Source organism: Aeromonas veronii (assembly GCF_040215105.1).
Lineage (GTDB): Bacteria > Pseudomonadota > Gammaproteobacteria > Enterobacterales > Aeromonadaceae > Aeromonas > Aeromonas veronii_G.
In genome coordinates this window covers 365,834-390,740 of the sequence record NZ_CP157875.1, presented here as the reverse complement: position 1 = coordinate 390,740, position 24,907 = coordinate 365,834, and the positions used below count along the sequence as shown (strand labels likewise).

The window sequence follows — 24,907 nt, the reverse complement described above, 5'->3', positions numbered from 1 at the left end:
CATCCTCAGTCGGCTATCAGGCCGTTGACTTCGATCAGGGTGGTTTCGTTCGTTGCCCTGTCCGTGATGGAGATGGCCAGGGTGCCATCCTGATCCAGCACATTGATCGCGAACTCGTCGGTGACCAGGCTGCCGCTTTGACTGCCATCCCTGCCGATATCGGCAAGCAGCTGACTCACCAGCCGCGACTGCAGGTTGGAGGTGAGCCTGTCCAGAGCCGAGGTTCCCCCCGAGCTGCTGCCGGCAGACGGGTCCTTGTAGTCGTTCTGGGCATTCGCCGTGCCCAGCAGATGGGCACTGTTGAGGGGGTTGCCACCAAAACTGGGGTTGATGGGCTTATACACAAGCTCCGAGGCAGAGGCCGTCATGCCGACCGTCAACGCCAGGAGCAGCAGGCGTGAGCACATATGTCATGTCCTTATAGTTCATCGTGTTCCAGATCGAAGGTATCCATGAACAGCATGGCCACCTTCTGCTGCTGTAAAACCGTCTTTACCTGCCCCCAGGCCTGCTGTGCGCTCTCTTCTCCCTGGCTACGCACCGGTGAGAGGCTAGTGCGAAACAGCACCTTGCGATTGGCGGTGATCCAGATAAGGCTGCCCCAGCGTGCCGTCGGCCGCTCGTGTATGGTGAGGTTATCCCGTCCGGCAGGATCTTCATCCTCTCGAAGCCGGCTGAAGTGGCGATAAAAACTCTGGCCAAAGCGTGTGAAAGTGCGATCTATCACCAACCCCCCGATCTCGATGCGATCGTTCTCCTGCTCGGGTTGCAGGGATTCCAGCGGGGCGTTGGCATCCTTGATCCCCCCTTCGCTGGCCAGCGCGGCACCGGACAGCAGCCAGAGGCACAGCCCCCAGGCCCGCATCAGTGGGAGCTCGTCATGTCGAGGTACTCTTTGGCCCAGCTCACCGCCTGCAGCCGGTTCTTGACGTTCAACTTCTTGAAGACGTTATAAAGGTGGGACTTGATGGTGTGCTCACTGACAAACAGGCTGTCGGCGATCTCGGTGTTGGAGGCTCCCGTCATCAGATAGCGGATGATCTCGCGCTCGCGCACCGTCAACAGGCTCTGGCTGCGCTGGGTCGGCTCGATCCCTTGACGGTAATAGCTGACCAGCTCGCACATCAGATGACGGGGGATCCAGAACTCCCCCTGCATCACCTTCTTGATGCCGGCGACCAGCCGATCCAGAGGATCCTGACGAAAGAAGAGACCGCTGGTGTTGGGCCACATCAGCAGCAGATCCCGGTCCGTGTTGGTCGGCGCATTGAGCAACACGGTATGGGCCGAATCGAAGGCGGCGATGTCCCGATGCCAGCCAAACTGCTGGCTTGACTTGAGGTAGTCCAGATCGACCAGAAACAGGCTGCAGTTCGTGATGGTCAGCAGTTGATCCGGATGGCTGATGAGGCATATGGGCTGACCCAGTTGAGCCATCAGATAGCTCGTAAAGGTACTTGCCTGAACGTTGCCTTCGGTCACGAGTACCAGCGGAGTCTCGGTCTTCATGGGGCTCTTCCTTGAACTGTGTGCCTGTCGGCTTGAATCGTCGTTTCATACGCCAGCTATGGTCGCAAGAGAGTAACAAGTCGAAGTTTTTACACAGCATTAAAAAAGCATTAGGCCTCGTTCGAACCGCAATAAAATCGTTTTTTTATCAGGCAATACAGTGAACTAGGAGATCCCCCCTATTTGGGGGGGCAAATGAGACATGATTGCACGAACTGTGATCACTCTCCTGATCCCCATAAAAATACCAGGACGTGAGCCAGCCCCCATGACCGCACTTGCCGGGATCGCGGCAACTGCGATAGCGTATTCCCATCCGCCAGGGCCCTGATTCAAACCGCTCCTGCGGCGCTAAAGATGTGCGAACCCGCACATCAACTGTTACTATGGCGAGCTAATCCGTAGGTCGATGACAGGGCCAGGCCCCATCAGCGACCCGCTGGCAATCCCGCGTCAGACAAGACGATGATGGACTTGTACGGCAGCAATATTGTGAGTGAACCCAGACCAGTCAGCTGGTCGGCATATAAAGGTGGAAGAGAGATTATGGCCAGTCGAGGCATCAACAAAGTCATTCTGATCGGTAACCTGGGGCAGGATCCTGAAGTGCGCTACATGCCGAGTGGCGGTGCCGTGACCAACATCACCATAGCCACCTCCGAGACCTGGCGTGACAAGCAGACCGGTGAGCAGAAAGAACGCACCGAGTGGCACCGCGTCGTGTTCATGGGTAAACTGGCCGAGGTCGCGGGTGAATACCTGAAGAAGGGTTCCCAGGTTTATGTCGAAGGCAAGCTGCAGACTCGCAAGTGGCAGGATCAGAGCGGCCAGGAGCGCTACACCACCGAAGTGCTGGTCGACAGCTTCACCGGCGTGATGCAGATGCTGGGTGGTCGCCCGCAAGGCGGTCAGGGCATGGGTGGTCAGCAATCCCAGGGCAACTGGGGCCAGCCACAGCAGACTCCCCAGCAGAACATGCAGCGCCCTGCCGCCGCACCGCAGCAGAACATGCAACAGCAACAGGGTGGCTATGGCCGTCCGCAGCAACAGCCGCAGTCCGCGCCGCCGGTCTACAACGAGCCGCCGATGGACTTCGACGACGACATTCCGTTCTAGGACACACAGGCCCTGACAATTCAGGGCCTTTTTTTGTCCGCTTCTGACGCAGCCAGCGTCCTGTTCTGCACGTTGGAGGGCTGCGCCTCTCCGTCTGGGCGTCATTGCCGTCTCTTGTGGCTACCATGAGGAAAAATCCCATCCGAGATCCCCGATGACCCGGTTCAACCATCTGCTGTACGGCATCCTGCTGCTTTATATGAGCCCGCTGCTGGCCGAACCATTGCGCGTTGGGGTCAGCTTTGCCATTCCCCCTTATGTGATACAGGAACAAGGCCGGGGCATAGAGCTGGATCTGCTGACGACCGCCTTCGCCGGCAGCGGCTATGAACCCAGGTTCATCTATTTACCGCTGGAGCGTACCTTTCGCATGCTGGCAGAAGGCAAGCTGGATGCCGTCATCAATGTCAGACCCGGCATGCTGACGCGAGTGCATCTCTCCCAACCGGTGATCACCTTTTACAACCGGGTGTTTACGCTGGACGAGGTCTCTGTGCGAACCCTGTCAGACCTGACCACCCTGAGGGTCAGCGCCTTTCAGCGAGCGCAGCAGATCCTGGGGGAGGAGTTTGCCCGCATCAGCACACTGAATGCGCGGTATGAAGAAGTGGCACGGCAAGAGAGTCAGGTGCAGAAGCTGCTGCTGGGGCGCACGGATGCGGTGATCCTGGAGCAGCGGGTGTTCTACTACTATCTGGCCCAACTCAATCGGGACAGGCGCAACCAGGGACTCTATCACCCCGGACGGGTACGCCAGCACGATCTGTTTCCTCCCACCCACTACCACTTCGCCTTTCGCGAGGCGGCGCAGCAACAGTGGTTCGATCGCCAGCTGGCCAGGATGAGGGAGGATGGTCGTTATGCCCGGATCTTCGCCACCTATGGCGCATCACCGAACGCTGAAAACATAAAAGCCAGCCCATGACAGGCTGGCTTGATACTGGCTCCAAAGGAACAACAGTGTAGGAGCGTTACTTCATCGCACCGCCATTTTTCAGATCGGCTTTCTGCCGCTTGGCTTCGCGTTTCTCTTTCAGTGACATCTGCGGTTTTTTCTTGGCATCTTTGCCGTGATGCTGTTCTTTGTTACTCATCATCAGACTCCAAAAATGTTACCCAGACAGTTGGAACCAGGGTTCCAGCATGCCATCCGAATCATAGACTTCAGTACGCTTGCAGTGACGATCCTGGATCGCACTCACCTCAGCATACCCCCAACCTCCCGACCGGATCCAGCCTCACGGCATGAGCTCGCAGGGCAGCCACCCAGCTGGTCATCTGCAACCCGTCAGACGCTGTCGGCATATTCATTTTTATGATGGAAATGGCGATTCCAGAAGAGATGCTTCACCCGACTGTGCTAGGGTGAACCATCCCTGCCAGAGGAGTGCCCCATGAAGAAACTCGAGATGAAGGATCTCACCGAGGCCGAAAAGGCCGAGATCACCTTGTTGCTGCAAAAAGCCCAGGCTAACGCGGATCACACCCTGAGCAACGGGGAGCGCAACAAGATCCGCGAAGAGGGGCGCCAGAAAATCGAGGCCGATCGCAACAAGGCCGCCAAGGCAGCCTCGGCCCAGGCAAGAGAGAAGGCCAAGGCACGGGCCAAGGAGCAATCGACGTCTGAAACTTTCAGTTGGTCAGACTCCGTCAGCAACAAATATCGAAGCAAACGCTAACCCCGCATGGCCTGTCCAGATAGGAATATGGCAATCTGGATATCAACTATCCTGCCACCGGAATGGCGGCCAGAAGCCGCCCCGATTCATGCGGTTGAACCCGGTTTTCGCCACATAAACCACTCCAAAGCGGACGAAGGCAGGCAGTTAACGCCGAGATAAAGATTGCCATGACGAGGTGTGCGTGTTCTAATCGATTCGATGGTTCGGTAGTTCAGACCTGATTATGTTAGGCAGTCATTTTAAAGCAGTGATTGGTGCATGAGCTCTTCATAGAAGATTCACGCCAAATAATTATCCTTCTTTAGTGCTCCCCATACGTATTGCTGACGAAAAATCATGGATTGCCACACCAGGTGGCGTTTCAATATCACTATTCAAGGAAATTATCATGTCCAACAAAATGACTGGTACCGTTAAGTTCTTCAACGCTGAGAAAGGTTTTGGCTTCATCTCCCCGGCTGACGGCAGCAAAGACGTGTTCGTACACTTCTCCGCCATCCAGTCCAACGGTTTCAAAACCCTGGAAGAAGGTCAGCGCGTTGAGTTCACCATCGAGCAAGGCCAGAAAGGCCCGGCTGCTGCCAACGTAGTTGGTCTGTAATTCAAGCCAGGAAGCCTTGCCGTTCATCGACAAGACCTTCTGCAAGAATTGAAAAAACCCGCTTCGGCGGGTTTTTTGTTGCCCGTTTCCTTACGCTTTTTCTCCCCGTCACCGCAACCAGAGCCCGCCCGGCTCAGCCCCTCTCCCCTATTTTCATCTGTCCCTTCCCTGAATTCCCACAACAATTAAATGATATTGATTATCATTTACATGCATTGAATGGATCTCTACAATGCCGCCGACGGATTAATTAGTTATCCGTTTGACGCTTATTTTTTGCGGCACACCGACCGCGGCGTCACCCTGCGGCACCGCCAAGAGCGCCGTTGTCTCTCACTCAAGAGTTCAGGCCAAGATGATAAAGATCCCCCCTCACAAGCTGACGCCTCTCCTGCTCGTCTCACTCGCCCCCCCTGCCTATGCGGACGAGCCGGAGGTCATGGTCGTGACCGCTTCCGGCTTCCAGCAGAAGATCGAGGACACGGCGGCGTCCATCTCCGTGGTGACCCGCGAGCAACTGGAGAAACGCGCTTATCGCGATGTCACCGATGCCTTGAAAGACGTGCCCGGTGTGGTGATCACCGGCGGTGGCAGCAGCAGCGACATCAGCATTCGCGGTATGGGGTCGAAATACACCCTGATGCTGGTCGACGGCAAACGGGTCGACAGCCGGGGCACCCGTCCCAACAGCGACGGCCCCGGCATCGAACAGGGCTGGCTGCCCCCGCTGCAGGCCATCGACCGCATCGAAGTGGTGCGCGGCCCCATGTCGTCCCGTTATGGCTCGGATGCCATGGGCGGGGTCATCAACGTCATCACCCGCAAGACCAGCGACATGAGCGCCTGGCAAGGCTCCCTGCATGCCGACTCCACCTTCCAGGAAAACAAGGCGTCAGGCGATATCTTCCAGACCGATGGCTACACCGCGGGCAACCTGGTGGACGGCTTGCTGGGGATGCGCCTGAACGGTCAACTCTCCCATCGGGGCGAGGATCAGTTCCAGAACGGTTTCGCCGAGCAGGAGACGAAGAGCGGCACCGCCGTGTTCAGCCTCACGCCGGATGAACACAACGGCTTCGACGTCGAACTCAGCCGCACCCTGCAGGACAGGGACAGAACCCCGGGCAACTCCCTGTCGGCCACGTCCAAGCCAAGCCTCAATACCTACGAGCGCACCAACTACGCCATCACCCACAACGGTCAATACGAATTTGGCGCCTCCAGCAGCTACCTGCAGCGGGAGGAGAACACCAATCCCGGCCGCCAGATGAAGATGATCAACAGCATTGCCGATACCCACACCCAGTTCATCCTGGGGGATCACTATCTGAGCGTGGGGGGCCAGTATCGCTATGAGGATCTGCAGGATCAGGGCAATCAGCTCAAGGCAGGCAATCGTGCTGATCAGCTGACACGCTGGAGCTGGGCCCTCTTCGTGGAGGATGAATGGTCTCTGACGGAATCCTTCGCCCTGACCGGCGGCGTTCGCATGGACAGGGACGAGAACTACGGCAGCCACTGGAGCCCGCGCCTGTACGGGGTCTGGCATCCCGCCGAGTTCTGGACCCTCAAGGGGGGCGTCTCCACCGGCTACCGCTCGCCGGATCTGCGCATGTCCGCCGCCAACTGGGGTCAGGCCAGCGGCGGTGGCACCCAGGATGGGATCATCATCGGCAACCCGGAGCTCAAGCCTGAAACCAGCGTCAGCGAAGAGATAGCCCTGCTATGGGATGGGCGTGAAGGGCTCAGCGCCAGCCTGACCCTGTTCAACACCGACTTTGAAGACATGCTCACCGAGATCCGCCGCTGTTCCAGCAAGAGCGACCCGGTCTGTACCTTCAACGGCCATACCTACGACTTCATCAGCGATCGCATCAACGTCGACAAAGCCAATATGCGCGGGGTGGAGAGCACGGCCAACTGGGCCATCAACCAGGACTGGTCCCTGGCCACCAGCTACACCTACACCCAGTCCGAGCAGAAGAGCGGCCCCATGGAAGGCCAGCCGCTGAACCAGATGCCACGCCACATGTTCAACGGCTCGGTCGACTGGCAGACCACCGACGAGGTCAGCCTCTGGTCCAGAGTCAACTTCCGCAGCAAGACCTCTGATTACCTGAGTCGCACCCGGATGGCCGAAGGCACCCCCTCCTACACCTTCTTCGACACCGGCCTGGTCTACAAGGCCAATGCGCAGCTCAATGTCACCGCCGGTGTCTACAACCTGTTCGACAAGACGGTAGACTATGGCAGCTACGGCACCGTGCTGGACGGGCGCCGCTACAACCTGGGCATGACCTTCCTGTTCTGACCAAGGGCTCACGATGCCATCGACAAGAAGGGCGCCATCGGCGCCCTTCTTCATTCACTCTTTTTCACAGTGGCAGGCTGATCCTCGCCTCCAGCCCCCCGCAGTCCCGGTTGTGCAGGGTCAGCTCCCCGCCGTGCTGATGCACCAGGGTGCGGGCGATGGCAAGCCCCAGCCCCACGCTGCCGGACTCCGTATTGCGGGCCCCGTCGAGGCGCACGAAGGGCTTGAACACCTCCTCCAGCTGACCCGGCTCTATGCCGGGCCCCCGATCGCAGACCCGGATCAGCAGTTCGCCATCGGTGCGCTCCAGGGAAACTTCGGCGCTGCCCGCATACTTGATGGCATTGCCGATGAGGTTTTGCAGCACCCGGCGCAGGGTGTTCGCACGGCAGGCATAGACCTCCTTGCCCTGTGCCAGGCAGGTGACCGGCTGGCCGGTATCCGCATAGTCGTCGCACAGGCTCTCCAGCAGGCTGACCAGATCCAGCTCCCGGGTCGCCTCCTGCAAGCCCTCCTCACGGGCGAAGCTGAGGGTGGCCGCCAGCATCTGCTCCATCTGTTGCAGGGTCTGCTGGAAGCGATCCTTGTCTTCCCCATCCGCCAGAAACTCGCTGCGCAGGCGCAGGCTGGTGATGGGGGTGCGCAGGTCGTGGGAGATGGCCGCCAGCATGCGGGTCCTGTCCTGCACGAAGCGATCGAGCCGGGTATGCATGCGGTTGAACGCCTGGATGGATTCACGGATCTCCGTCGGCCCGGCCTCCCGCAGGGGCTCTATGTCCTCCCCGCGTCCCAGCCGATCCGCGTTGGCCGCCAACTGCTTGAGCGGCTGGGTGGCACGGCGGAACAGCCAGATCATCAGGCCGATCACCAGGCTCGCCACCAGCAGCAGGTTGAGGGTGGTCTGCCAGGACCAGCTGGCCGACTCCTTGTCCACCAGGGAGCTGAACTGCAGCCAGCCCCCGTTTGGCAACTGGATGGAGCCATAGAGCCGCATGTCCTGGGGCGGCGGCATGCCGGCGCGATCCTTCATCATGCGGTTGTGGTGGCGCCAGGCCTGGCTGCGCTGGAACTCCTGCTTGAGCTCGGCACTGATCTCCACCGCCAGGTGGGGCGGGTAATCCAGCTTGGAGCGCACCAGCCGCTCGAAGCGGGGGCTGCGGTTGTCCGGCTGCAGCGGTTCATCGGAGAGGCGCAGCAACAGGGTCTCGCTGCGGCTCGCCTTGAGGATCTCGTGATAGAGAGAGGGAGGGGAGAGCGTCAGCAGGCGCACCACGGAGACGATGCGCTGCATGGCGTTGCGGCTGTTGACGTAGCCGAGCGCCTCCTCCCGATCCGTGCGGTAGATCTGGATGCTGAGCAGCTGGATCAACACCAGCCCGGCCAGGGCCACCAGCACTATCTGGCCGGTCAGCCCCTTGGGCCACAGCTTGGCAAAGAGTCGCTTGAAGGCAGTCACCGGCTCACTCCTGGGTCACGTCGGCGGCGAACAGGTAGCCACCACCCCAGATGGTCTTGATGAGTTCCGGGTTCTTGGGATCCCGCTCCAGCTTGCGCCGCAGCCGGCTCACCAGGGTATCGATGGCGCGATCGAAGGCCACCGCCTCCCGGCCACGGGCCAGATCCAGCAGTTGATCCCGGCTCAGCACCCGCTGGGGGCGCTCGAGGAAGACCTTCAGCAGATCGAATTCGGCGGTGGAGAGGCTCATCCCCACCCCTTCCTCATCCACCAGCTCCCGGCGATGGATGTCCAGCAGCCAGCGATCGAAGCGCAGATCCCGGGTCAGGGTCTCGGGCAGGGATTGGGGCTCGGCCTGGGTACGGCGCATCACCGCCTTGATCCGGGCCAGCAGCTCGCGGGGATTGAAGGGCTTGGCGAGGTAGTCGTCGGCCCCCATCTCCAGCCCGATGATGCGGTCGGTCTCCTCCCCCATGGCGGTGAGCATGATGATGGGCAGGCTGGATTTGACGCGCAGCTCGCGGCACAGGGTCAGGCCATCCTCCCCCGGCATCATCAGATCCAGCACCAGCAGGTCGAATTCCCGTTCCTCCAGCAGGCGTTTCATCTCCTTGCCATCGCGGGCACAGCTGACCCGCATCCCGTGCTGTTCCAGAAAGCGCTTGAGCAGATCGCGGATCTCGCTGTGGTCGTCCACCACCAGAATATGAGGGCTGCCTTGGTTCATCACTGTCTCTCCCGTTATCGAGCTGGGACGATTATACGAAAATCGGTCTTGGGGGTTATGTCAAAGTGTGCCAACGTGCCTGGATGCCACACTCTGCTACAAAATAGGCTTCAACTGGCAAATTTCAGACACTTCCTCGGTGTTTACTGAGTACCAAGGCGAACGAGCCGAATCCCGCATTCATCCGAAAGGAGTTACCTATGAAAAAGCTGACCAAGACCCTGTTGACCGCCACCCTGATCCTCGGCCTGCCGCTCGGCGCCTATGCCGCCAGTGAAGCCGTGAGCACGGCGCAGCCCGGTGCCCCCATGGCCGATTGTGCCATGAAGGATGGCAAGCATCATGGCGGTCGCCACGACAAGATGGCCCGCATGAAGAACATGACCCCGGAGCAGATCCAGGCCCACCTGCAGCAGCGCTACGACAAGATTGAAGATCCGGCCAAGAAGGCCGAGTTCGTCAAGAATCTGGAGCTGCGCGCCGACGGCATGACCAAGCATGCCGAAGTGATGAAGCAGTTTGCCGAAGCGAACAAGTAAGCGCTCCGACAACCCAAAGAGGGTGGCCATGGCCACCCTCTTTGTCATGGTGCCAAGGCAGAGCCCTGGCCATCGATAACAACAAGGGGCCCATGGTCCCTTGTTGTCTGGCTTATGCCTTGGCCTTGTCCGCCAGGCTCACCGTCTTGGCGGTCTCGCCGTCGAACTGGATGAGCACGTGCTTGTTCTCTATCTCGGTATCCTTGAACAGCACCTTGCTGGTCTCGGCCAGGGTGGGAGAGATCTTGTTCAGGGCAGTCAGGTCATAACGCCACACTTCCCGCCCCTCGACGGTCTCGGTGCTGGCCGGCGCCCCCAGCTTTGCCTTGATGGCATCCTTGCTGGAGCCCCCTTCCTTGATCTCCAGCGCCCGTTTGACCGCGGCATTGGCGGCGTCATCCATGGCCGTACCGGCCATCTCTTTGGCACTGTTGGTGAGGCTGCTGGTCATGGTATCGGTCAGGGAGTCCATCAGGCCGGCGTGGGCCATCAACGGCAGGGCGGTCAGGGCAATCAGGAGGCACTTCTTCATCAAGATATATCTCACAGGTATGAAAAGAGCGCGCATCAGACCAGTGAGCCGGGTTGGCGTCAAGCAGAGAGCGAGATCAAGCCGCATTCGGGGGAAGAGAGGCCCATGGCAGCCCCTCGGCCCGGCCCATGTCTAGCCACAGAGCTGGTCCTTGCCCGCCAGCTTGGCCCGGTAGAGCGCCCTGTCCACCCTCGCCATCAGCTGGGCCACCGCCTCCTCGGGCTGAGACTCCACCAGCCCGAAGCTCAGGGTGATGGGGTCCCGCTCCATCACCCGCAGATGCCCGAGTCGCAGGCGCAGCTTCTCGGCCACCAGCAGGGCATCCGCCAGCCGGGTGTTGGGCAGGATCAGCATGAACTCATCGCCTCCCCAGCGGGCGAGCAGATCGATCTCGCGGATCCCGCCCCGGGTCGCCTTGACGATGTCGATGAGGGTCTTGTCGCCCACCCCGTGACCATGGCTGTCATTGATCTGCTTGAAGTCATCCACATCCATGGCGATCACGGAAAAGGGCTCCTGGAAGCGCCGCGCCCGCTCGTGTTCCAGCCGGATCGCCTGTTCCAGCCGATACCGGCTGGCGGCACCGGTCAGCACATCCGTCTCCGCCAGGCGGCGGTTCTCCTCCACCTGATGCTGCAGCGCCCGGTTGAGGCACTCCAGCTCGGCCGTGCGCTCGGCGACCTGTTGCTCCAGGCTGCGGTTGTGCAGCTCCAGCCGCACATAGAGCTCGCGCTGGGCGTGAATATCGCGATGGGCCCCGATCATCCGGGCCACGGAACCATCGGGGTTGCGCGCTATGATGCGGCCGCTGTCCTCTATCCAGCGGTACTCCCCATTGCGGCAGCGACAACGGTACTCGGCCCTGTAGTCGGAGGCCTTGCCGTTCAGGCAGTCATCGAAACAGGCCATGACGTGGGCCAGATCGTCGGGGTGGATCACGCTCTCCCAGGTGAATACCGTGTTCTCCAGGGAGTGGGGATCGTAACCCAGCATCAGATACCAGCCGGCATTGCGGTAAACGAACCCCGTGTTGGCATTCCAGTCCCAGATCCCTTCGCTGATCACCTCGAGGATGCCGTGCACCACTGCCTCATTGAGATCGGAGATCCTGATCCCGTCCGTCTCTTGTTCCATCGCAGCTCATCCTTGTCCTCTCGCGGCCCGCATCCTCTTGCGGGCCTGGCATTGAGTGTAGAAGCCACTTCTGCGGCAATCCCTATTGACCTTCTTTTGATAGGGGAATGGCTCATCAATAGCCCCATTTGAGCTGAATTTATATCGTTCAGGTCGCCCGCCAGCAAGGGAAGTCGGCGGGATGCGCCCTGCTTGCACTCGGAAACACGTATAAGCGGCAAACGGGCGACGTGATCAGGGCAGTGGAAAGCACTGTTTATCTTATTTTTCACAAATAAAAACCGGGCAAAAACCCGGTTTAACATACTTATTTCACTGCCACGAATTCACTGGTTGGTCGCGGGTTCCAGCTTGATCTGGACGTTGTCAAAGCCCAGCGCGGAGAGCTCGCCGGCATCCAGGGGGATCTCCAGGCGCAGCCCGCCAGCCTGGCTGTCGACACTGCGGGCACGGCGCACCTTGCTGTCACCCCCGATGGGAACGGGCGCACCGATCTCGATATTGCCGGCAAACTGGCTCTCGGCGTGGAAGTCACCCGTGATGCTGGCGCGCACCGGACGCAGCACCCTGGCCAGGGCATGCTTCATGGTATCGGCACCGTTCTGCTGTATGGTCCAGTTCCAGTCCCACCACTTCACCTCACCCGGGATGTAACGCTTGTCCCACTGGTAGCGGATGCTGCTCGCCTTGTCCTTGAACGGGCCCATGACGAAGCTGTGGTTCCAGGTCGGGCGGTTGTCCGGATGGGTGTGCCAGGCGTTGCCGCCCCAGCGCAGGAAGCCGTTCAGGGCGAGATCGTAGCTGACGTCCGCCTTGAACTCGTAGGGGTAGGAGATGTTCGCCTTGTAGAGCTCGATCTTCACCGGGATCCTGGAGTGGGCGGGCACGGTCGGGCGCGCCGACTGGGACAGAGAGGTGGTGGTCGCGCCCCCGTTCTGGGAGGCCCAGGACTGGCTCGCGGCGATCTCGATGGAGAGCTCAGTCTCCCCCACCAGGGGCCACTTGAACTTGTTCTTGGTGGAGACCTTCTCGCTCAGACCGTAGGTGTTGGTCTTGGACCAGTTGGTGGCCGTGTCGTAGCGCAGGGTCACGTCATAGCCGGACTGGGGGGTGTCGCTGTCGTTGACGGCCCACCCTACGACCGTCTTGATCAGGGTGCGATCGGACTGGGTCACCTCGCCGTGACTGAAGCTCTCGGGATCCAGGGTGTAGGCGAAGTTGCTGACCCGGATGCTGGTTTTCTCGCCGCAGCGATAGCCGTCGCAACCGCCGCTGTTGTTGCCGCGGATGAGCCAGCTGTCGCCATCCTGGCTCACGTCCATGTCCTCACCCACATAGGGGCTGTGGTCACCCCCCACCCAGGCATAGCCGAGATAATGGGCGAGGTAGCTGGCGGGTTTGATGAAATTGGCACTGTCATGCACCAGCCGCCATTGTACGTCCACCTCATCACCGTCTGGAATATTCAGCGCGGGCAATACGGGTATTTCACTGGTGACCGGATTGGTTGGATAACACCAGGTATCAGATGCGCTCCCGGGTTTTATTTCACCATTGTAGCCTGACCCCATAATAACCCAATTATTGGCCAGCCCGCTGATCTGCCATTGCCCCATCATGGCCACAATATTATTGCGGACACTCTGTGCTTCTTCCCGATTTACCGGGCGGTAATTATCCCCGCATACCCCGGCTCCGAGTGAAAAGAGGCGCAACTGATCAGGGTAGATGGGCTCAGCCCCATAGGCCTGGCTCATCAGCAGCGTCGAGATGGTCAACGCCAAACCGCTTGTTTTTAATTTATCCATAGCTCCCCCAATATTTAATGTTTGGCATGCAAATTACTTTTCTTGCTGCATGCAAGAGGGAAAATATCAGCGAAGAACAAAGCCAATTGCGATCGAGTCCACAGTTTGATTTATATAAATCGTGAATCCGGCAATTAACATTGCGCTTATTTAATAATGACAAGCTTGATATCAGAGCTATTACTTTATTATTTATTTTATGAATTTCGTGGTGTTTAAGTTTTTAATTACCGACGAGCCATGTGTGCTAGTTAATACGATTAAATAATACCCATCATATCTGAATATTATTTAGCCCTATTCAGGATCTTCTTCCGGGTTGGGGATCAATATGTCCGTCAGGTGCCCCTCTTCGTCACGGGTCAGCACCAGTTTGCGTCCCGATTGCAGATCCGCCGGGCTGCCATTCTGCCAGCGCGTGTTCCCATCGAACACCAGCACTCCCAGCTCCTGCAGCAACAGGGTCTGCCCCGCGGCGGCCAGCAGCCTGTCCTCTGCCCGTGACCACTGACTGCTCTGGGCCAGGGTCGGCGCCGAGGTGAGCAAGCGGATCTGCTCGGCGACGCCGTGGCGACTCTCGATGGCGAGACGCATGCCCGGCTGGAGGTCATCCGGCCCGTCGATCCCCACCAAATCGGCGCTGCCGAGTTCCAGCTCGGCCCCCTGAAACTGCAGGCGAATGCCATCGTTATGTTCCAGTTCCACCAGCCAGAGCTCGGGCTCCATGGCCAGGGCGCCGAAGGGCAGCAGACAGAGGATCAGTGGAGCGTTTGTCATGGGGACCTCGGGGTCGTGGCGACGCGAGGTTTAACTATGGGCCGGATCCGCTCTTTTTTCCGGCCCGCGGCCAAGGTGGCTCAATCTTCTTCCTGGCAACGACTCAGTCGCATGCCGTCAAACTTGCACTCCAGCTCCAGCCAGCGTCCTTCAAAAGGGGCCAGGCTGCCGTCCGAGGCGGCATAGCCCCAGACCCGCCCCTGCGCCACCGGCCCCTCCAGATCCATCTCGTCATCCTCTTCCAGCTCCTCCACTTTGTGGATCAGGCGGCGATCCCCTCGCATCTCCCCTTCCAGCTCGACCCAGGTTCCGCCGAGATCGTCCTCGTCCAGACCGTCCTTGAAGCGGGTATCTTCATCGATGACAAAGGGGATGCCGTTGACCATCAGCTGGCCAAGCTGCCAGCTGGTGCGGCCGATCAATTTGAACTCAGCCGCATGCGCCGCCCCAAAGGGCAGCAAAATCAATAGCAAGAGCGCGCAGAGGGGCTTCGTCATCGGGGATCCTCGGGGTTACACTGGCACACAGCATGCCTCATCCGGTGTGAAGCGGCCGTGAAATCGCGGCCACAACCAGGAGATCAGAACATGAAAATACTGGTGGTGGAAGACAATCCCCAGGTGGCGGAGACCATCATGGACTACCTGGAGCTCGCGGGGCACCAGCTGGACTGTGCCTACCACGGCCAGGCCGCCCTGCAGCTGCTGGCGGAGCAGCGCTTCGATGTCATCATCATGGACGTCATGATGCCGCGCCTCGACGGCCTGCGCACCGTGGAGCAGCTGAGGGCCGATGGCATCCCGACCCCGGTGCTGTTTCTCACCGCCCGCGACAGCCTGGACGACAAGCTGGCGGGCTTTCGCGCCGGCGGCGACGACTACCTGGTCAAGCCCTTCGCCATGGAGGAGCTGGAAGTCAGGTTGCAGGCTCTGGCCCTGCGCGGACCCAGAGGAGACATGGGAACCCTCAGCTTCGGCGAGCTGACGGTGGATCCTGCCAGCGGCCGTGCCCACCGCGCCGGGGTGGAGCTCAGGCTCGGCAAGATCCCGTTCCAGATCCTCAGCCTGCTGGTGAAACGGGCCCCCCAGCTGGTCACCCGTCAGGAGGTACTGAACACCGTCTGGGGAGATGAGGAGCCGGACTCCGACGCCCTGCGCAGCCACATCTATGCCCTGCGCAACGCCCTCGACAAGCCCTTTCCCACCCCCATGCTGGAAACCCTGCACGGTCAGGGCTACCGGCTGACCGCCTCGTCATGAACCGTGGCCACGAGGAGAGCGCCAGCAAGCTGCCCAGCCTGCGCAAACGGCTGATCCTGATACTGGGGGGGGCCGGGCTCCTGCTGCTGACCACCCTCAGCCTGCTGATGGTGGCGGCGGAGAGCAAGATGGAGGAGCTGAGCCTGCGCCACTGGCTGGAGGCCGAGGTCACCCGCTATGGCGATGACTGGCTGCGGCTGGGAGAGCTGGCCCCCGCCCCCAGCCCGCGCCAGTTCTCCAGCTACTGGACCCAGGCCGGGCGCCTTCCCGCCTGGCTGAGGCCCTACCAGACCCCGGGCTTTTATGAGCATCAGCTCGGCGAGGAGGACAAGCACTTCCTGGTGCGACCTCACCCCTCCGGCCAGGGCCTGCTCTACCTGGTCTTCAACGACGACGCCGACGACTACCTGGATCCTTACGAAGACAGGCTGCACCTGATCACCCGACTGATCGGCCTCACCCTGCTGCTCGGTTGCGTCGCCTTCGGCATCTGGCTGGTGCGTCACATCACCCGGCCGCTGGAGCGCTTGCGTCAGCGGGTTGCCCACCTCACCCCGGATCGGGCCGACTTCGTGCCGGACGCCCCCTGGCAGGAGCTGAGAGAAATCGAACAGGCGCTGCTGGCCGGCAAGCAGGAGGTCGCCGCCGTGTTCGCCAGGGAGCAGGAGTTCAGCCGCTTCGCGAGCCACGAGCTGCGCACCCCCAACATGGTGATCCAGGGCTCGGCGGCCCTGCTCGGCAAGGTCAGCGACCTGCCCGCCCCGGCGGCCCGGGCGGCGGGGCGCATCCGCACCGCCAGCGACGAGATGGCCCTGCTCACCGAAACCTTCCTGCTGCTGGGTCGCAAGGAGGCGGTGGAACGCCCGCCCCAGCTGGTCGCCCCGCTGATCCGCCGGGAGCTGGCCCGTCTCGCGCCTCTGCTGCAGCGGGAGAGCGTCGAGATCCGGCTCAATCTGGACGAACAGAGCGAGGTACAGGCCCCCCTCTCCCTGCTCGCCATCGCGCTCAGCAACCTGCTCAAGAATGCCCTCAGCTACGCCGACGGTCACATCGAGATTACCCTGAACCGGCAGACCCTCACCATCAGCAACCCCACGGCGGCGGCGCCGGATCAGATCCTGGGCTATGGCTGCGGCCTCACCATCATCCAGCGCATCTGCGAGAAGCTGGACTGGCACATCATCACCCGGCTGGAAGAGGGGGTGTTCAGCGCCAAGCTGGAGATGGGTCAGGGAGCCGTGATTGATGACGACTCGTCCCAAGCCGATGGGGCCGAGTCAGGCTTGTAACCGCCCCCTCATCCCCGGCCCTTCTCCCCGTTTCTTCAAAAAAGCGGGGGAAGGGCGCAAAACACCTGACTCACCTCTAGGTCCCCTCTCCCTTTGGGAGGGGCCAGGGTGAGGGGAGTGCGTCTCAACGGGGCGAGCAGAAACGACAAGGCGCCCTAAGGCGCCTTGTCATCTCCAACCATCGGCTTTGCCGTCACTCCGCCGGCTTGTGCTTGCGGCTCGCCTTGAGCTCCAGATACTCGATGATCTTGCCCGCCACATCCTTGCCGGAGGCGGCTTCCACCCCTTGCAGACCGGGAGAGGAGTTCACCTCCAGCACCAGAGGGCCGCGGGCGCTGCGAAGGATGTCCACCCCGGCCACGTCCAGCCCCATGATCTTGGCGGCCTGCACCGCGGTCGCCCGCTCCTCGGGGCTGATCTTGATCGCCTCGGCGGTGCCGCCACGGTGCAGGTTGGAGCGAAACTCACCGGGCTGGGCCTGGCGGCGCATGGCGGCCACCACCTTGCCGTTGACAACCAGGCAGCGGATGTCGGCACCGTTGGCCTCGCGGATATACTCCTGCACCAGGATGTTGTTGTTGGTCTGGATGAAGGCCTCGATCACGCTCTCGGCGGCCTTCTGGGTTTCGCACAGCACCACACCTATGCCCTGGGTTCCTTCCAGCAGCTTCACCACCAGGGGGGCGCCGCCCACCATGGTGATGAGATCCGGCACGTCATGGGTGCTGTGGGCATAACCGGTGATGGGCAGGCCGATGCCATGGCGGGAGAGCAGCTGCATGGCGCGCAGCTTGTCCCGGGAGCGGGAGATGGCCACCGAGCTGTTCAGGGCCATGGTGTTCATCATCTCGAACTGGCGCAGCACGGCGGTGCCGTAGAAGGTGATGCTGGCACCGATGCGCGGGATCACGGCGTCATAGCCCGCCAGTTCCCGGCCCTCGTAGTGGATGGAGGGGCTGTGGGAGGCGATGTTCATGTAGCAGCGCAGGGTGTCGAGCACTTCAACCTGATGACCACGGGCCCGGGCCACCTCGACCAGGCGGCGGGTGGAGTAGTTGTTGGGCTCACGGGATAAAATGGCAATATTCATGGAAATGGCAGACCTGATAATCGGACTGGAGAGTATAAGGTGCCATGAACGACTGGCAACGCCAATCCTTTCCCCTCACCATGCGCCGTTCTGCAAGAAGGGCCCAGGACAAAGAGCGCCGTCTTGCAAATGCCCTCTAAAGCCGTTTCAGTGCGGGCCGCGCAACTGCTGTTGCAGGCCGAGCAGCAGCCCCACCTCCTGCAGGCGGCGGGCGGTGACCCCGCCCCATCCCCCGACAGGGATTGGCGCCAGCAGGGTCTGGGCAATGCAGTGACGATAGAGGGATCCCTCCAACTGCCAACGTTGCTCCATCCCGTTTTCATGATGATGCAGCCAGGCCAGATTGCCGCTTCGCAGCAGCTCGATCACCCGGCCATCCTTGAGTGTCAGGCGTAATCCCTTCTTCTCCACACCAGGCCCCGCGTACTTGTCGAGCCAGAGGGTGACAGGCACCCCGGCCGCTTCCCCGCGCAGGCAGGCCCGTCCCTCCGCCGTACTCAGATCGCCCCGTGCGATGGGTCGTCCCAGCCGATCGCAGACCCCTTCCACCACCAGGTGCAGGCTGTCATCACCGCCGAGGGCCACCAGCAGTTCGTGGATCATAGCCAGTACATGGGTGCCGATATCGAGGATGACCCCATCCGGATGGCGGAAGGTCCGCTGATCCGGCTCGCCGGTGGCGAAGTTGAGGGCGAAGGGATGACCCTGTGCATCGATGCCGCAAGGCTCCAGCAAAAAGCCTTCCACTTCAGCCACATCCTTGAGGGTCGCGGGCCGAACGGCCGCCCCCTGAGGCTGCCAGCCGGCATCCAGTCCCTCGCCGAGCAGTTGCTGCGCGGCGCGGCGGGCCATCCAGTGATCCAGCGCCAGCACCCGACCCGCCACGGCGGGATCCGCCAGCAGGGCCAGCAGGCGCTCGTGCTGGGCCAGGCTGGCCACCACGGGTTTCTCGACAAGGATCAAGGGGATGGCGCTCGCCAGCGCTTGCTCCAGCACCGGCAGGTGCAGCAAAGAAGGGGTCGCGATGACCAGCCGATCCAGGGGCAGAGCCAGCAAGGCTGCCAGACTCGGGGCTGAGATCACTCCCGGCAGCGTCTGAGCCGGGTCAAACCCCCATATTTCAGCATCTTCTGCCAATGCAACGAGGGCAGGCAGATAGGCCGTCTGTACCACGGCCCCCAGGCCGACAAATCCAATCTTCATCATTACCTCGATACAGGGTCCGCAGACCCTGTCGATCAATGCAGGTTAGGCCCCAGCCAGCGCTCGGCTTCCACCAGGGTCATGCCCTTGCGCACGGCGTAGTCTTCCACCTGATCCTGCTGGATCTGCGCCACCGCGAAGTATTTGCTGTCGGGATGGGAGAAGTACCAGCCCGACACCGCCGCCCCCGGCCACATGGCATAGGACTCGGTGAGCTTCATGCCGATGGCCTGCTCCACCCCCAGCAGCTCCCAGATGCTCCCCTTCTCCGTGTGCTCGGGGCAGGCCGGGTAACCCGGCGCGGGGCGTATGCCCTGATAATTTTCGCGGATCAGCTCCTCGTTGGAGAGCGCCTCGTCCGCGGCATAGCCCCAGTGCACTTTGCGCACCTGCTCGTGCAGGTACTCGGCGAAGGCCTCGGCCAGACGGTCGCACACCGCCTGGATCAGGATGGCGTTGTAGTCGTCGTGCTCCGCTTTATAGGCGTTGGCGATGGCCTCTTCACCGATGCCGCCGGTGACGGCGAAGGCACCGATCCAGTCCGGTTTGCCGCTCTCTTTCGGTGCCACATAGTCCGCCAGACAGTAGTTCGGGAAACCCTGCTTCTCGCTCTGCTGGCGCAGGTGGTGCAGCACCTTGCGCACCTGGGTGCGCGACTCGTCGGTGTAGACCTCGATGCTGTCCCCCACGGCGTTGGCGGGGAAGAGGCCGACGATGCCGGCGCAGCGCACGCTGTGATCCTGCTCGAGTTTATCCAGCATGGCGTTGGCATCGGCAAACAGTTTGGTCGCCTCCTCGCCGATGATTTCATCTTCCAGGATGCGTGGATACTTGCCTGCCAGCTCCCAGCTCAGGAAGAACGGCGTCCAGTCGATGTAGGGACGCAGCACCGAAATGGACACGTTCTCGAATTTCTGCACCCCGGGCTCGCGGGGCGCGGGGGGCTCATAGCCGACCCAGTCCAGCTGATGACGGTTGGCGCGGGCATGGGCCAGACTGACCGGTTTGGAGCGGGGCTGCTTGCGGGCATGCTGCTCGCGGGCAATTTCGTACTCCTTGTCGATGCGGGCGACGAAAGCGGGCTTGAGCTCAGGGCTCAGCAGGCTCTGGGCCACCCCCACGGCGCGCGAGGCGTTCGACACATAGACCACGGGCTCCTTGTAGTTCTGCTCTATCTTGACCGCGGTATGAGCCTTGGAGGTGGTGGCGCCACCGATGAGCAGGGGCAGCTTGAAGCCCTGACGCTCCATCTCCTTGGCCACGTGCACCATCTCGTCCAGCGACGGGGTGATGAGGCCGGACAGGCCGATGATGTCGGCGTTCACCTCGCGAGCCGTCTTGAGGATGGTCTCGCAGGAGACCATGACCCCGAGATCCACGATCTCGAAGTTGTTGCACTGCAGCACCACCCCGACGATGTTCTTGCCGATGTCGTGCACATCCCCCTTCACGGTGGCGAGTACGATTTTGCCGTTGCTGTAGCCCCCCTGCTTCTCCGCCTCTATGTAGGGCTGCAGATAGGCCACCGCCCGCTTCATCACCCGGGCGGACTTCACCACCTGGGGCAGGAACATCTTGCCCGCGCCGAACAGGTCGCCGACCACGTTCATGCCGTCCATCAGGGGCCCCTCGATGACGTGCAGCGGCCGCTCGGCTCCGGCCCGCGCCTCTTCGGTATCCTCTTCGATGAAGTCGGTGAGTCCCTTGACCAGGGCGTGCTCGAGCCGCTTGCCCACGGGCCAGCTGCGCCACTCCTGATCCCGCGGATCCTCCGCCTGGGCACCGGCACCGCGATACTTCTCGGCGATGGCCAGCAGCGCCTCGGTGGCATCGGGGTTGAGGTTGAGCACCACGGCCTCGACCTTCTCTTTCAACTCAGCCGGGATGTCCTCATAGATGGCGAGCTGACCGGCGTTGACGATGCCCATGTCCATGCCGTTCTGGATGGCGTGGTAGAGGAAGACGGCGTGGATGGCTTCACGCACCGGCTCGTTGCCCCGGAAGGAGAAGGAGACGTTGGAGACGCCGCCGGAGATCATGGCGTGGGGCAGGTTGTCCTTGATGTCCTTCACCGCTTCGATGAAGTCCACCGCGTAGTTGTTGTGCTCGTCAATGCCGGTCGCCACCGCGAAGATGTTGGGGTCGAAGATGATGTCTTCCGGCGGGAAGCCCACCTGATCCACCAGGATGCGATAGGCGCGCTGGCAGATCTCGAACTTGCGGGCGCGGGTGTCCGCCTGGCCCACCTCGTCGAAGGCCATGACGATGACGGCGGCGCCGTAGCGACGCAGCAGCTTCGCCTGCTGGATGAATTTCTCCTCCCCCTCCTTCATGGAGATGGAGTTGACCACGGGCTTGCCCTGCACGCACTTGAGGCCGGCTTCCAGCACCTCCCACTTGGAGGAGTCGATCATCACCGGCACCCGGGCGATGTCCGGCTCGCCGGCGATGAGGTTGAGGAAACGCACCATGGCCGCCTCGGCGTCCAGCATGCCCTCGTCCATGTTGATGTCGATGATCTGGGCGCCGCTCTCCACCTGCTGCTTGGCCACATCCAGGGCCTCGTCATAGAGCCCCTCCTTGATGAGGCGCTTGAACCGCGCCGAGCCGGTGACGTTAGTGCGCTCCCCCACGTTCACGAACATGGATTCCGCCGTGATGATGAGGGGTTCGAGACCGGACAACCGGCAGGCCACCGGGATCTCTGGCAAGGCGCGGGGCTTGATGCCCGCCACGGCGTCCGCCATGGCGCGAATATGGGTCGGGGTGGTGCCGCAGCAGCCCCCCACCAGATTGAGGAAGCCGCTCGAAGCCCACTCGCGGATGTGTTCCGCCATCTCGACCGCGTCGAGATCGTACTCGCCAAACGCGTTGGGCAGGCCGGCGTTGGGGTGGGCGCTCACGCAGGATTCGCTGATGCGGGAGAGCTCTTCTACGTACTGGCGCAACTCGTCCGGACCGAGCGCACAGTTGAGGCCAAACGAGATGGGTTTGACGTGGCGCAGGGAATGGTAGAAGGCTTCCGTGGTCTGGCCGGACAGGGTGCGACCCGAGGCGTCCGTGATGGTGCCGGAGATCATCACCGGCAGGGCATGGCCCAGCGCCTCGAACACCCCTTCCACCGCGAAGGCGGCGGCCTTGGCGTTGAGGGTATCGAAAATGGTCTCGATAAGGATGATGTCGGCGCCCCCTTCGATGAGGGCGTGGGTCGATTCGGTGTAGGCGGCCACCAGCTCGTCATAGGTGACGTTGCGCTTGCCGGGATCGTTGACGTCCGGCGAGATGGAGGCGGTGCGGTTGGTGGGGCCCAGCACACCGGCCACGAAGCGCGGCTTGTGCGGCTCTTTCGCCGTCCACTCGTCCGCCACGGCCCGGGCCAGCCTGGCGGCTTCCCGGTTGATCTCGGCGGAGAGCTCTTCCATCTCGTAATCGGCCATGGCGATACGGGTGGCGTTGAAGGTATTGGTTTCGAGGATGTCGGCCCCGGCGGCACAGTATTGATCGTGGATCTCGCGGATCACCGCGGGCTTGCTCAGCACCAGCAGATCGTTGTTGCCCTTGATGTCCGTATGCCAGTCGGCGAAGCGCTCACCCCGGTAATCCGATTCACCGAGCTTGTAGCCCTGGATCATGGTGCCCATGGCCCCGTCGATGATCAGGATCCGTTCCCTGAGGCAGGCTTCCAGCTTCTTTTTTATGTTCGACACCACTCGTTCCTCTCACATCCATGCAACTACGTGGCCTCCATCCTAACAGCAAAAAAATCAAATGGAAATCTAGCCGTCTATCTGTCCGTAACCGACCACCATATACTCACAAATGGGTAATGAGTAAGATGTGTCCCGAGAGTACCCTATGCCCGTCCTTAATAGGGATACGTGCTTGCTGTCTACTAAAACGAGAAAAAATAACTATGAGCGTCTACTACACACTCTGTTTCTTGGCAGCGTTGGCGATCTTCATCGCCTTTGCCAACCAGTATGTTGTGAAGATCCAGACCACCATCGCCATCACCGCAGGATCCATGCTGATCTCCGCCCTGATGGTGCTGTTTGGTAAGTTGGGTTGGTTCAATCTGGAACCTCTGGCCGTCAAGACCATGGAGAGCATTGACTTCCAGAACTTCCTGCTGAAAGGGATCCTGGGCTTCCTGCTGTTCGCGGGCGGGCTCGGCATCAATCTGAAGGCGTTGCGCAGCCAGAAGTGGGAGATCACCATTCTCTCCATCATCGCGACCCTGCTCTCCACCTTCATCATCGGCTACGGCTTCTGGTTCATCTCCAGCCTGCTGGGCTGGGACGTCCCGCTGATCTACTGCATGCTGTTCGGTGCCCTGATCTCCCCCACCGACCCCATCGCCGTGCTGGCCATCGTCAAGAAGATGAAGGCGCCACCCCAGATCGCCATCCAGATCGAGGGGGAGTCCCTGTTCAACGACGGCGTCGGCCTCGTCATCTTCGCCACCGTCTTTGCCGTGGCCTTCGGTGGCGTCGAACCGACCTTCACCAGCGTGGCCGGTCTGTTCCTGCATGAAGCCCTCGGCGGCATCCTGTTCGGCGCCGTGCTGGGCCTCATCGCCCACGTGATGATCAGCGCCACCGACGACGGCTCCCTCGAGCTGCTGCTGACCCTGTGCATCCCGACCGCCGGCTTCGCCTTCGCCAACATGATCGGCGTCTCCGGCGCCCTGGCCATGGTGGTGACCGGCATCATGATCGGCAACTGGACCCGCCACTCCGGCTTCTCCGAGCAGAGCCGCCACCACCTGGATCACTTCTGGGAGTTGATGGATCAGTTCCTCAACGCCCTGCTGTTCCTGCTGATCGGTCTGGCGCTGGTGCTTCTGGATCTGGCCTGGCGTGACTGGATCCTGCTGGTCATCGCGGTGCCGCTCTGTCTGGCCGCCCGCTTCATCAGCGTGTCCCTGCCTTATGTGGCCTTCCGTCGCTTCCGCAGCTACAACACCTTCTCCATCCGCATCCTGACCTGGGGTGGCCTGCGCGGTGGCCTGGCCATGGCCATGGCCCTGGCGCTGCCCTCCGGCGTCATGATATTGCCGGAACACGGGGTCGACCTGCGGGAGGTCATCCTGGTGATGACCTACTCGGTGGTGATGTTCTCCATCGTGGTGCAGGGGATGACCATCACCCCCATGATCACCGCGGCCAAGAAGGCGAGCGGCGGCTACTAAGCTTGCCTCAAGCCATGATGGCCAACAGAGAGGGCTCCCGGTGGGAGCCCTTTTTCGTCTGATGCGGCAGTGAAAAAAGCGGGGGTGAAATGATGGCACCAAATATTTGTTTGCTTTTCAGGCAAATCGAGGAGAGAATGCGCGCCGGCTAGTTAATCAGCCCTGATTATGTTCGCAATGCTTCACCGTTAGATGAATCCTGCCAGTACACACATAACCTCCCTCTGATTTACTCGCCTCGAAAACCGTCAGGCTGTCTGCCTGCGTTGCCCGGTTTTCACGGCGCAGACCCGATCTGCCCACTTCCAAGTAGCATCATGCATCCGCGTGATCCTTGGCGCATTTCCTTGAAAAGTGCAGACGCCCCTGACAGGGCTGGGTATTCCTGCGTGGATCTGACCACGCCCATTGACCTGACATTTGCAAAAACAAGGAGCAAACACCTAATTGATATAGAGAAATACCATGATGAAAGCAGTACAAACACACAAACCCCTGCGTCGTAGCAAGCCCGTCAACCTGCCCCCGCAAGAGCAGGATTATGATGCCTTCCTGATCCAGTTCAGCACCCGTTTCAGCGGTGGCTTCGCCATCTCCTGTGACGGCATCCCCGGCGAGTTCTCCATCGAGGATCTCAACTGATCAGCACTGCCCCATGGCAGACCCGATGCAAACAGGCCGCA

General features: G+C 61.1%; 24 protein-coding genes. 10 read left to right on the top strand and 14 right to left on the bottom strand.

What is annotated here, in order from left to right; all coding sequences use genetic code 11:
* Window positions 1-5: 5 nt before the first annotated feature.
* From ABNP46_RS01885 to ABNP46_RS01875, 3 genes are read right to left on the bottom strand one after another with little or no spacing between them, the layout of a single operon-like run.
* Window positions 6-407 carry a curli assembly protein CsgF gene (locus ABNP46_RS01885; protein ID WP_349920745.1) on the bottom strand — a complete coding sequence of 134 codons (402 nt, stop codon included), beginning with the start codon at window positions 405-407 and terminating at the stop codon, window positions 6-8.
* An 11-nt stretch (window positions 408-418) separates the two neighbouring features.
* Entirely contained in the window at window positions 419-865 is a 447-nt protein-coding gene (locus ABNP46_RS01880; RefSeq protein WP_349920744.1) for a curli production assembly/transport protein CsgE, read from the bottom strand.
* Window positions 865-1,509, bottom strand: coding sequence for a LuxR C-terminal-related transcriptional regulator (locus ABNP46_RS01875; protein ID WP_349920743.1), 645 nt, complete (start codon window positions 1,507-1,509; stop codon window positions 865-867). The genes ABNP46_RS01880 and ABNP46_RS01875 overlap by 1 nt, the downstream gene beginning before the upstream one ends.
* Window positions 1,510-2,055: 546 nt before the next feature.
* On the opposite strand from ABNP46_RS01875, the gene ABNP46_RS01870 reads away from it, so the two are divergent.
* Window positions 2,056-2,625, top strand: a complete 570-nt coding sequence (locus tag ABNP46_RS01870; RefSeq protein WP_349920742.1) for a single-stranded DNA-binding protein — start codon at window positions 2,056-2,058, stop codon at window positions 2,623-2,625.
* A 154-nt stretch (window positions 2,626-2,779) separates the two neighbouring features.
* The gene (locus tag ABNP46_RS01865) at window positions 2,780-3,550 is read left to right on the top strand and encodes a substrate-binding periplasmic protein (protein ID WP_349920741.1); all 771 of its coding nucleotides are present in this window, start codon (window positions 2,780-2,782) and stop codon (window positions 3,548-3,550) included.
* Between the two features lie 46 nt (window positions 3,551-3,596).
* On the opposite strand, the gene ABNP46_RS01860 is transcribed toward ABNP46_RS01865, so the two are convergent.
* The gene (locus ABNP46_RS01860; RefSeq protein WP_080675244.1) at window positions 3,597-3,719 is read right to left on the bottom strand and encodes a hypothetical protein; all 123 of its coding nucleotides are present in this window, start codon (window positions 3,717-3,719) and stop codon (window positions 3,597-3,599) included.
* 300 nt (window positions 3,720-4,019) lie between these two features.
* Between ABNP46_RS01860 and yjbD the strand changes: the two genes are divergently transcribed.
* The 3 genes from yjbD to ABNP46_RS01845 all read left to right on the top strand — a co-directional run bounded on the left by yjbD (window position 4,020) and on the right by ABNP46_RS01845 (window position 7,219).
* Entirely contained in the window at window positions 4,020-4,304 is a 285-nt protein-coding gene (yjbD, locus tag ABNP46_RS01855) for a DUF3811 domain-containing protein (RefSeq protein WP_349920740.1), read from the top strand.
* Window positions 4,305-4,695: 391 nt separating this feature from the next.
* On the top strand, window positions 4,696-4,908 hold the full coding sequence (gene cspE / locus ABNP46_RS01850) for a transcription antiterminator/RNA stability regulator CspE (protein ID WP_349920739.1): 213 nt from the start codon (window positions 4,696-4,698) through the stop codon (window positions 4,906-4,908).
* Window positions 4,909-5,272: 364 nt separating this feature from the next.
* Window positions 5,273-7,219: a ligand-gated channel protein gene (locus ABNP46_RS01845; RefSeq protein WP_434476189.1), complete on the top strand. Its 1,947-nt coding sequence runs from the start codon at window positions 5,273-5,275 to the stop codon at window positions 7,217-7,219.
* Between the two features lie 64 nt (window positions 7,220-7,283).
* On the opposite strand, the gene ABNP46_RS01840 is transcribed toward ABNP46_RS01845, so the two are convergent.
* Both ABNP46_RS01840 and ABNP46_RS01835 read right to left on the bottom strand, forming a co-directional pair.
* Window positions 7,284-8,645, bottom strand: coding sequence for an ATP-binding protein (locus tag ABNP46_RS01840; protein ID WP_434476188.1), 1,362 nt, complete (start codon window positions 8,643-8,645; stop codon window positions 7,284-7,286).
* A gap of 34 nt (window positions 8,646-8,679) precedes the next feature.
* Window positions 8,680-9,402, bottom strand: a complete 723-nt coding sequence (locus ABNP46_RS01835) for a response regulator (protein ID WP_349920736.1) — start codon at window positions 9,400-9,402, stop codon at window positions 8,680-8,682.
* Between the two features lie 200 nt (window positions 9,403-9,602).
* On the opposite strand from ABNP46_RS01835, the gene ABNP46_RS01830 reads away from it, so the two are divergent.
* Complete coding sequence (locus tag ABNP46_RS01830) at window positions 9,603-9,941, top strand: hypothetical protein (RefSeq protein WP_349920735.1); 339 nt, start codon at window positions 9,603-9,605, stop codon at window positions 9,939-9,941.
* A gap of 112 nt (window positions 9,942-10,053) precedes the next feature.
* Here ABNP46_RS01830 and ABNP46_RS01825 read toward each other — a convergent pair whose 3' ends face one another.
* The 5 genes from ABNP46_RS01825 to ABNP46_RS01805 form a co-directional block, all read right to left on the bottom strand.
* Window positions 10,054-10,473, bottom strand: a complete 420-nt coding sequence (locus ABNP46_RS01825; RefSeq protein WP_349920734.1) for a hypothetical protein — start codon at window positions 10,471-10,473, stop codon at window positions 10,054-10,056.
* Between the two features lie 132 nt (window positions 10,474-10,605).
* Window positions 10,606-11,607, bottom strand: coding sequence for a sensor domain-containing diguanylate cyclase (locus ABNP46_RS01820; protein ID WP_349920733.1), 1,002 nt, complete (start codon window positions 11,605-11,607; stop codon window positions 10,606-10,608).
* A 326-nt stretch (window positions 11,608-11,933) separates the two neighbouring features.
* Complete coding sequence (locus ABNP46_RS01815) at window positions 11,934-13,415, bottom strand: aerolysin family beta-barrel pore-forming toxin (protein ID WP_349920732.1); 1,482 nt, start codon at window positions 13,413-13,415, stop codon at window positions 11,934-11,936.
* Window positions 13,416-13,712: 297 nt separating this feature from the next.
* A complete protein-coding gene (locus tag ABNP46_RS01810; protein WP_349920731.1) occupies window positions 13,713-14,192 on the bottom strand; it encodes a hypothetical protein in 480 nt (159 codons plus the stop codon).
* An 80-nt stretch (window positions 14,193-14,272) separates the two neighbouring features.
* Window positions 14,273-14,689 carry a DUF5666 domain-containing protein gene (locus ABNP46_RS01805; protein WP_349920730.1) on the bottom strand — a complete coding sequence of 139 codons (417 nt, stop codon included), beginning with the start codon at window positions 14,687-14,689 and terminating at the stop codon, window positions 14,273-14,275.
* Between the two features lie 90 nt (window positions 14,690-14,779).
* On the opposite strand from ABNP46_RS01805, the gene ABNP46_RS01800 reads away from it, so the two are divergent.
* Window positions 14,780-15,451, top strand: coding sequence for a response regulator transcription factor (locus ABNP46_RS01800; RefSeq protein WP_349920729.1), 672 nt, complete (start codon window positions 14,780-14,782; stop codon window positions 15,449-15,451).
* On the top strand, window positions 15,448-16,740 hold the full coding sequence (locus ABNP46_RS01795) for a sensor histidine kinase (RefSeq protein ID WP_349920728.1): 1,293 nt from the start codon (window positions 15,448-15,450) through the stop codon (window positions 16,738-16,740). The genes ABNP46_RS01800 and ABNP46_RS01795 overlap by 4 nt, the downstream gene beginning before the upstream one ends.
* A 193-nt stretch (window positions 16,741-16,933) precedes the next feature.
* Here the strand turns inward: ABNP46_RS01795 and rimK are convergent, their stop codons facing one another.
* From rimK to metH, 3 genes are all read right to left on the bottom strand, one after another.
* The gene (rimK, locus tag ABNP46_RS01790) at window positions 16,934-17,830 is read right to left on the bottom strand and encodes a 30S ribosomal protein S6--L-glutamate ligase (protein WP_349920727.1); all 897 of its coding nucleotides are present in this window, start codon (window positions 17,828-17,830) and stop codon (window positions 16,934-16,936) included.
* 147 nt (window positions 17,831-17,977) lie between these two features.
* Window positions 17,978-19,033 carry a Gfo/Idh/MocA family oxidoreductase gene (locus ABNP46_RS01785; RefSeq protein ID WP_349920726.1) on the bottom strand — a complete coding sequence of 352 codons (1,056 nt, stop codon included), beginning with the start codon at window positions 19,031-19,033 and terminating at the stop codon, window positions 17,978-17,980.
* Between the two features lie 35 nt (window positions 19,034-19,068).
* Window positions 19,069-22,740: a methionine synthase gene (gene metH, locus ABNP46_RS01780; protein ID WP_434476169.1), complete on the bottom strand. Its 3,672-nt coding sequence runs from the start codon at window positions 22,738-22,740 to the stop codon at window positions 19,069-19,071.
* 206 nt (window positions 22,741-22,946) lie between these two features.
* Here metH and ABNP46_RS01775 point away from each other — a divergent pair, with 206 nt between their 5' ends.
* Window positions 22,947-24,224 (top strand): cation:proton antiporter, encoded by a 1,278-nt coding sequence (locus tag ABNP46_RS01775; RefSeq protein WP_349920724.1) that lies wholly within the window; start codon window positions 22,947-22,949, stop codon window positions 24,222-24,224.
* Between the two features lie 465 nt (window positions 24,225-24,689).
* Window positions 24,690-24,866, top strand: a complete 177-nt coding sequence (locus ABNP46_RS01770) for a hypothetical protein (RefSeq protein WP_100858785.1) — start codon at window positions 24,690-24,692, stop codon at window positions 24,864-24,866.
* Window positions 24,867-24,907 lie beyond the last annotated feature (41 nt).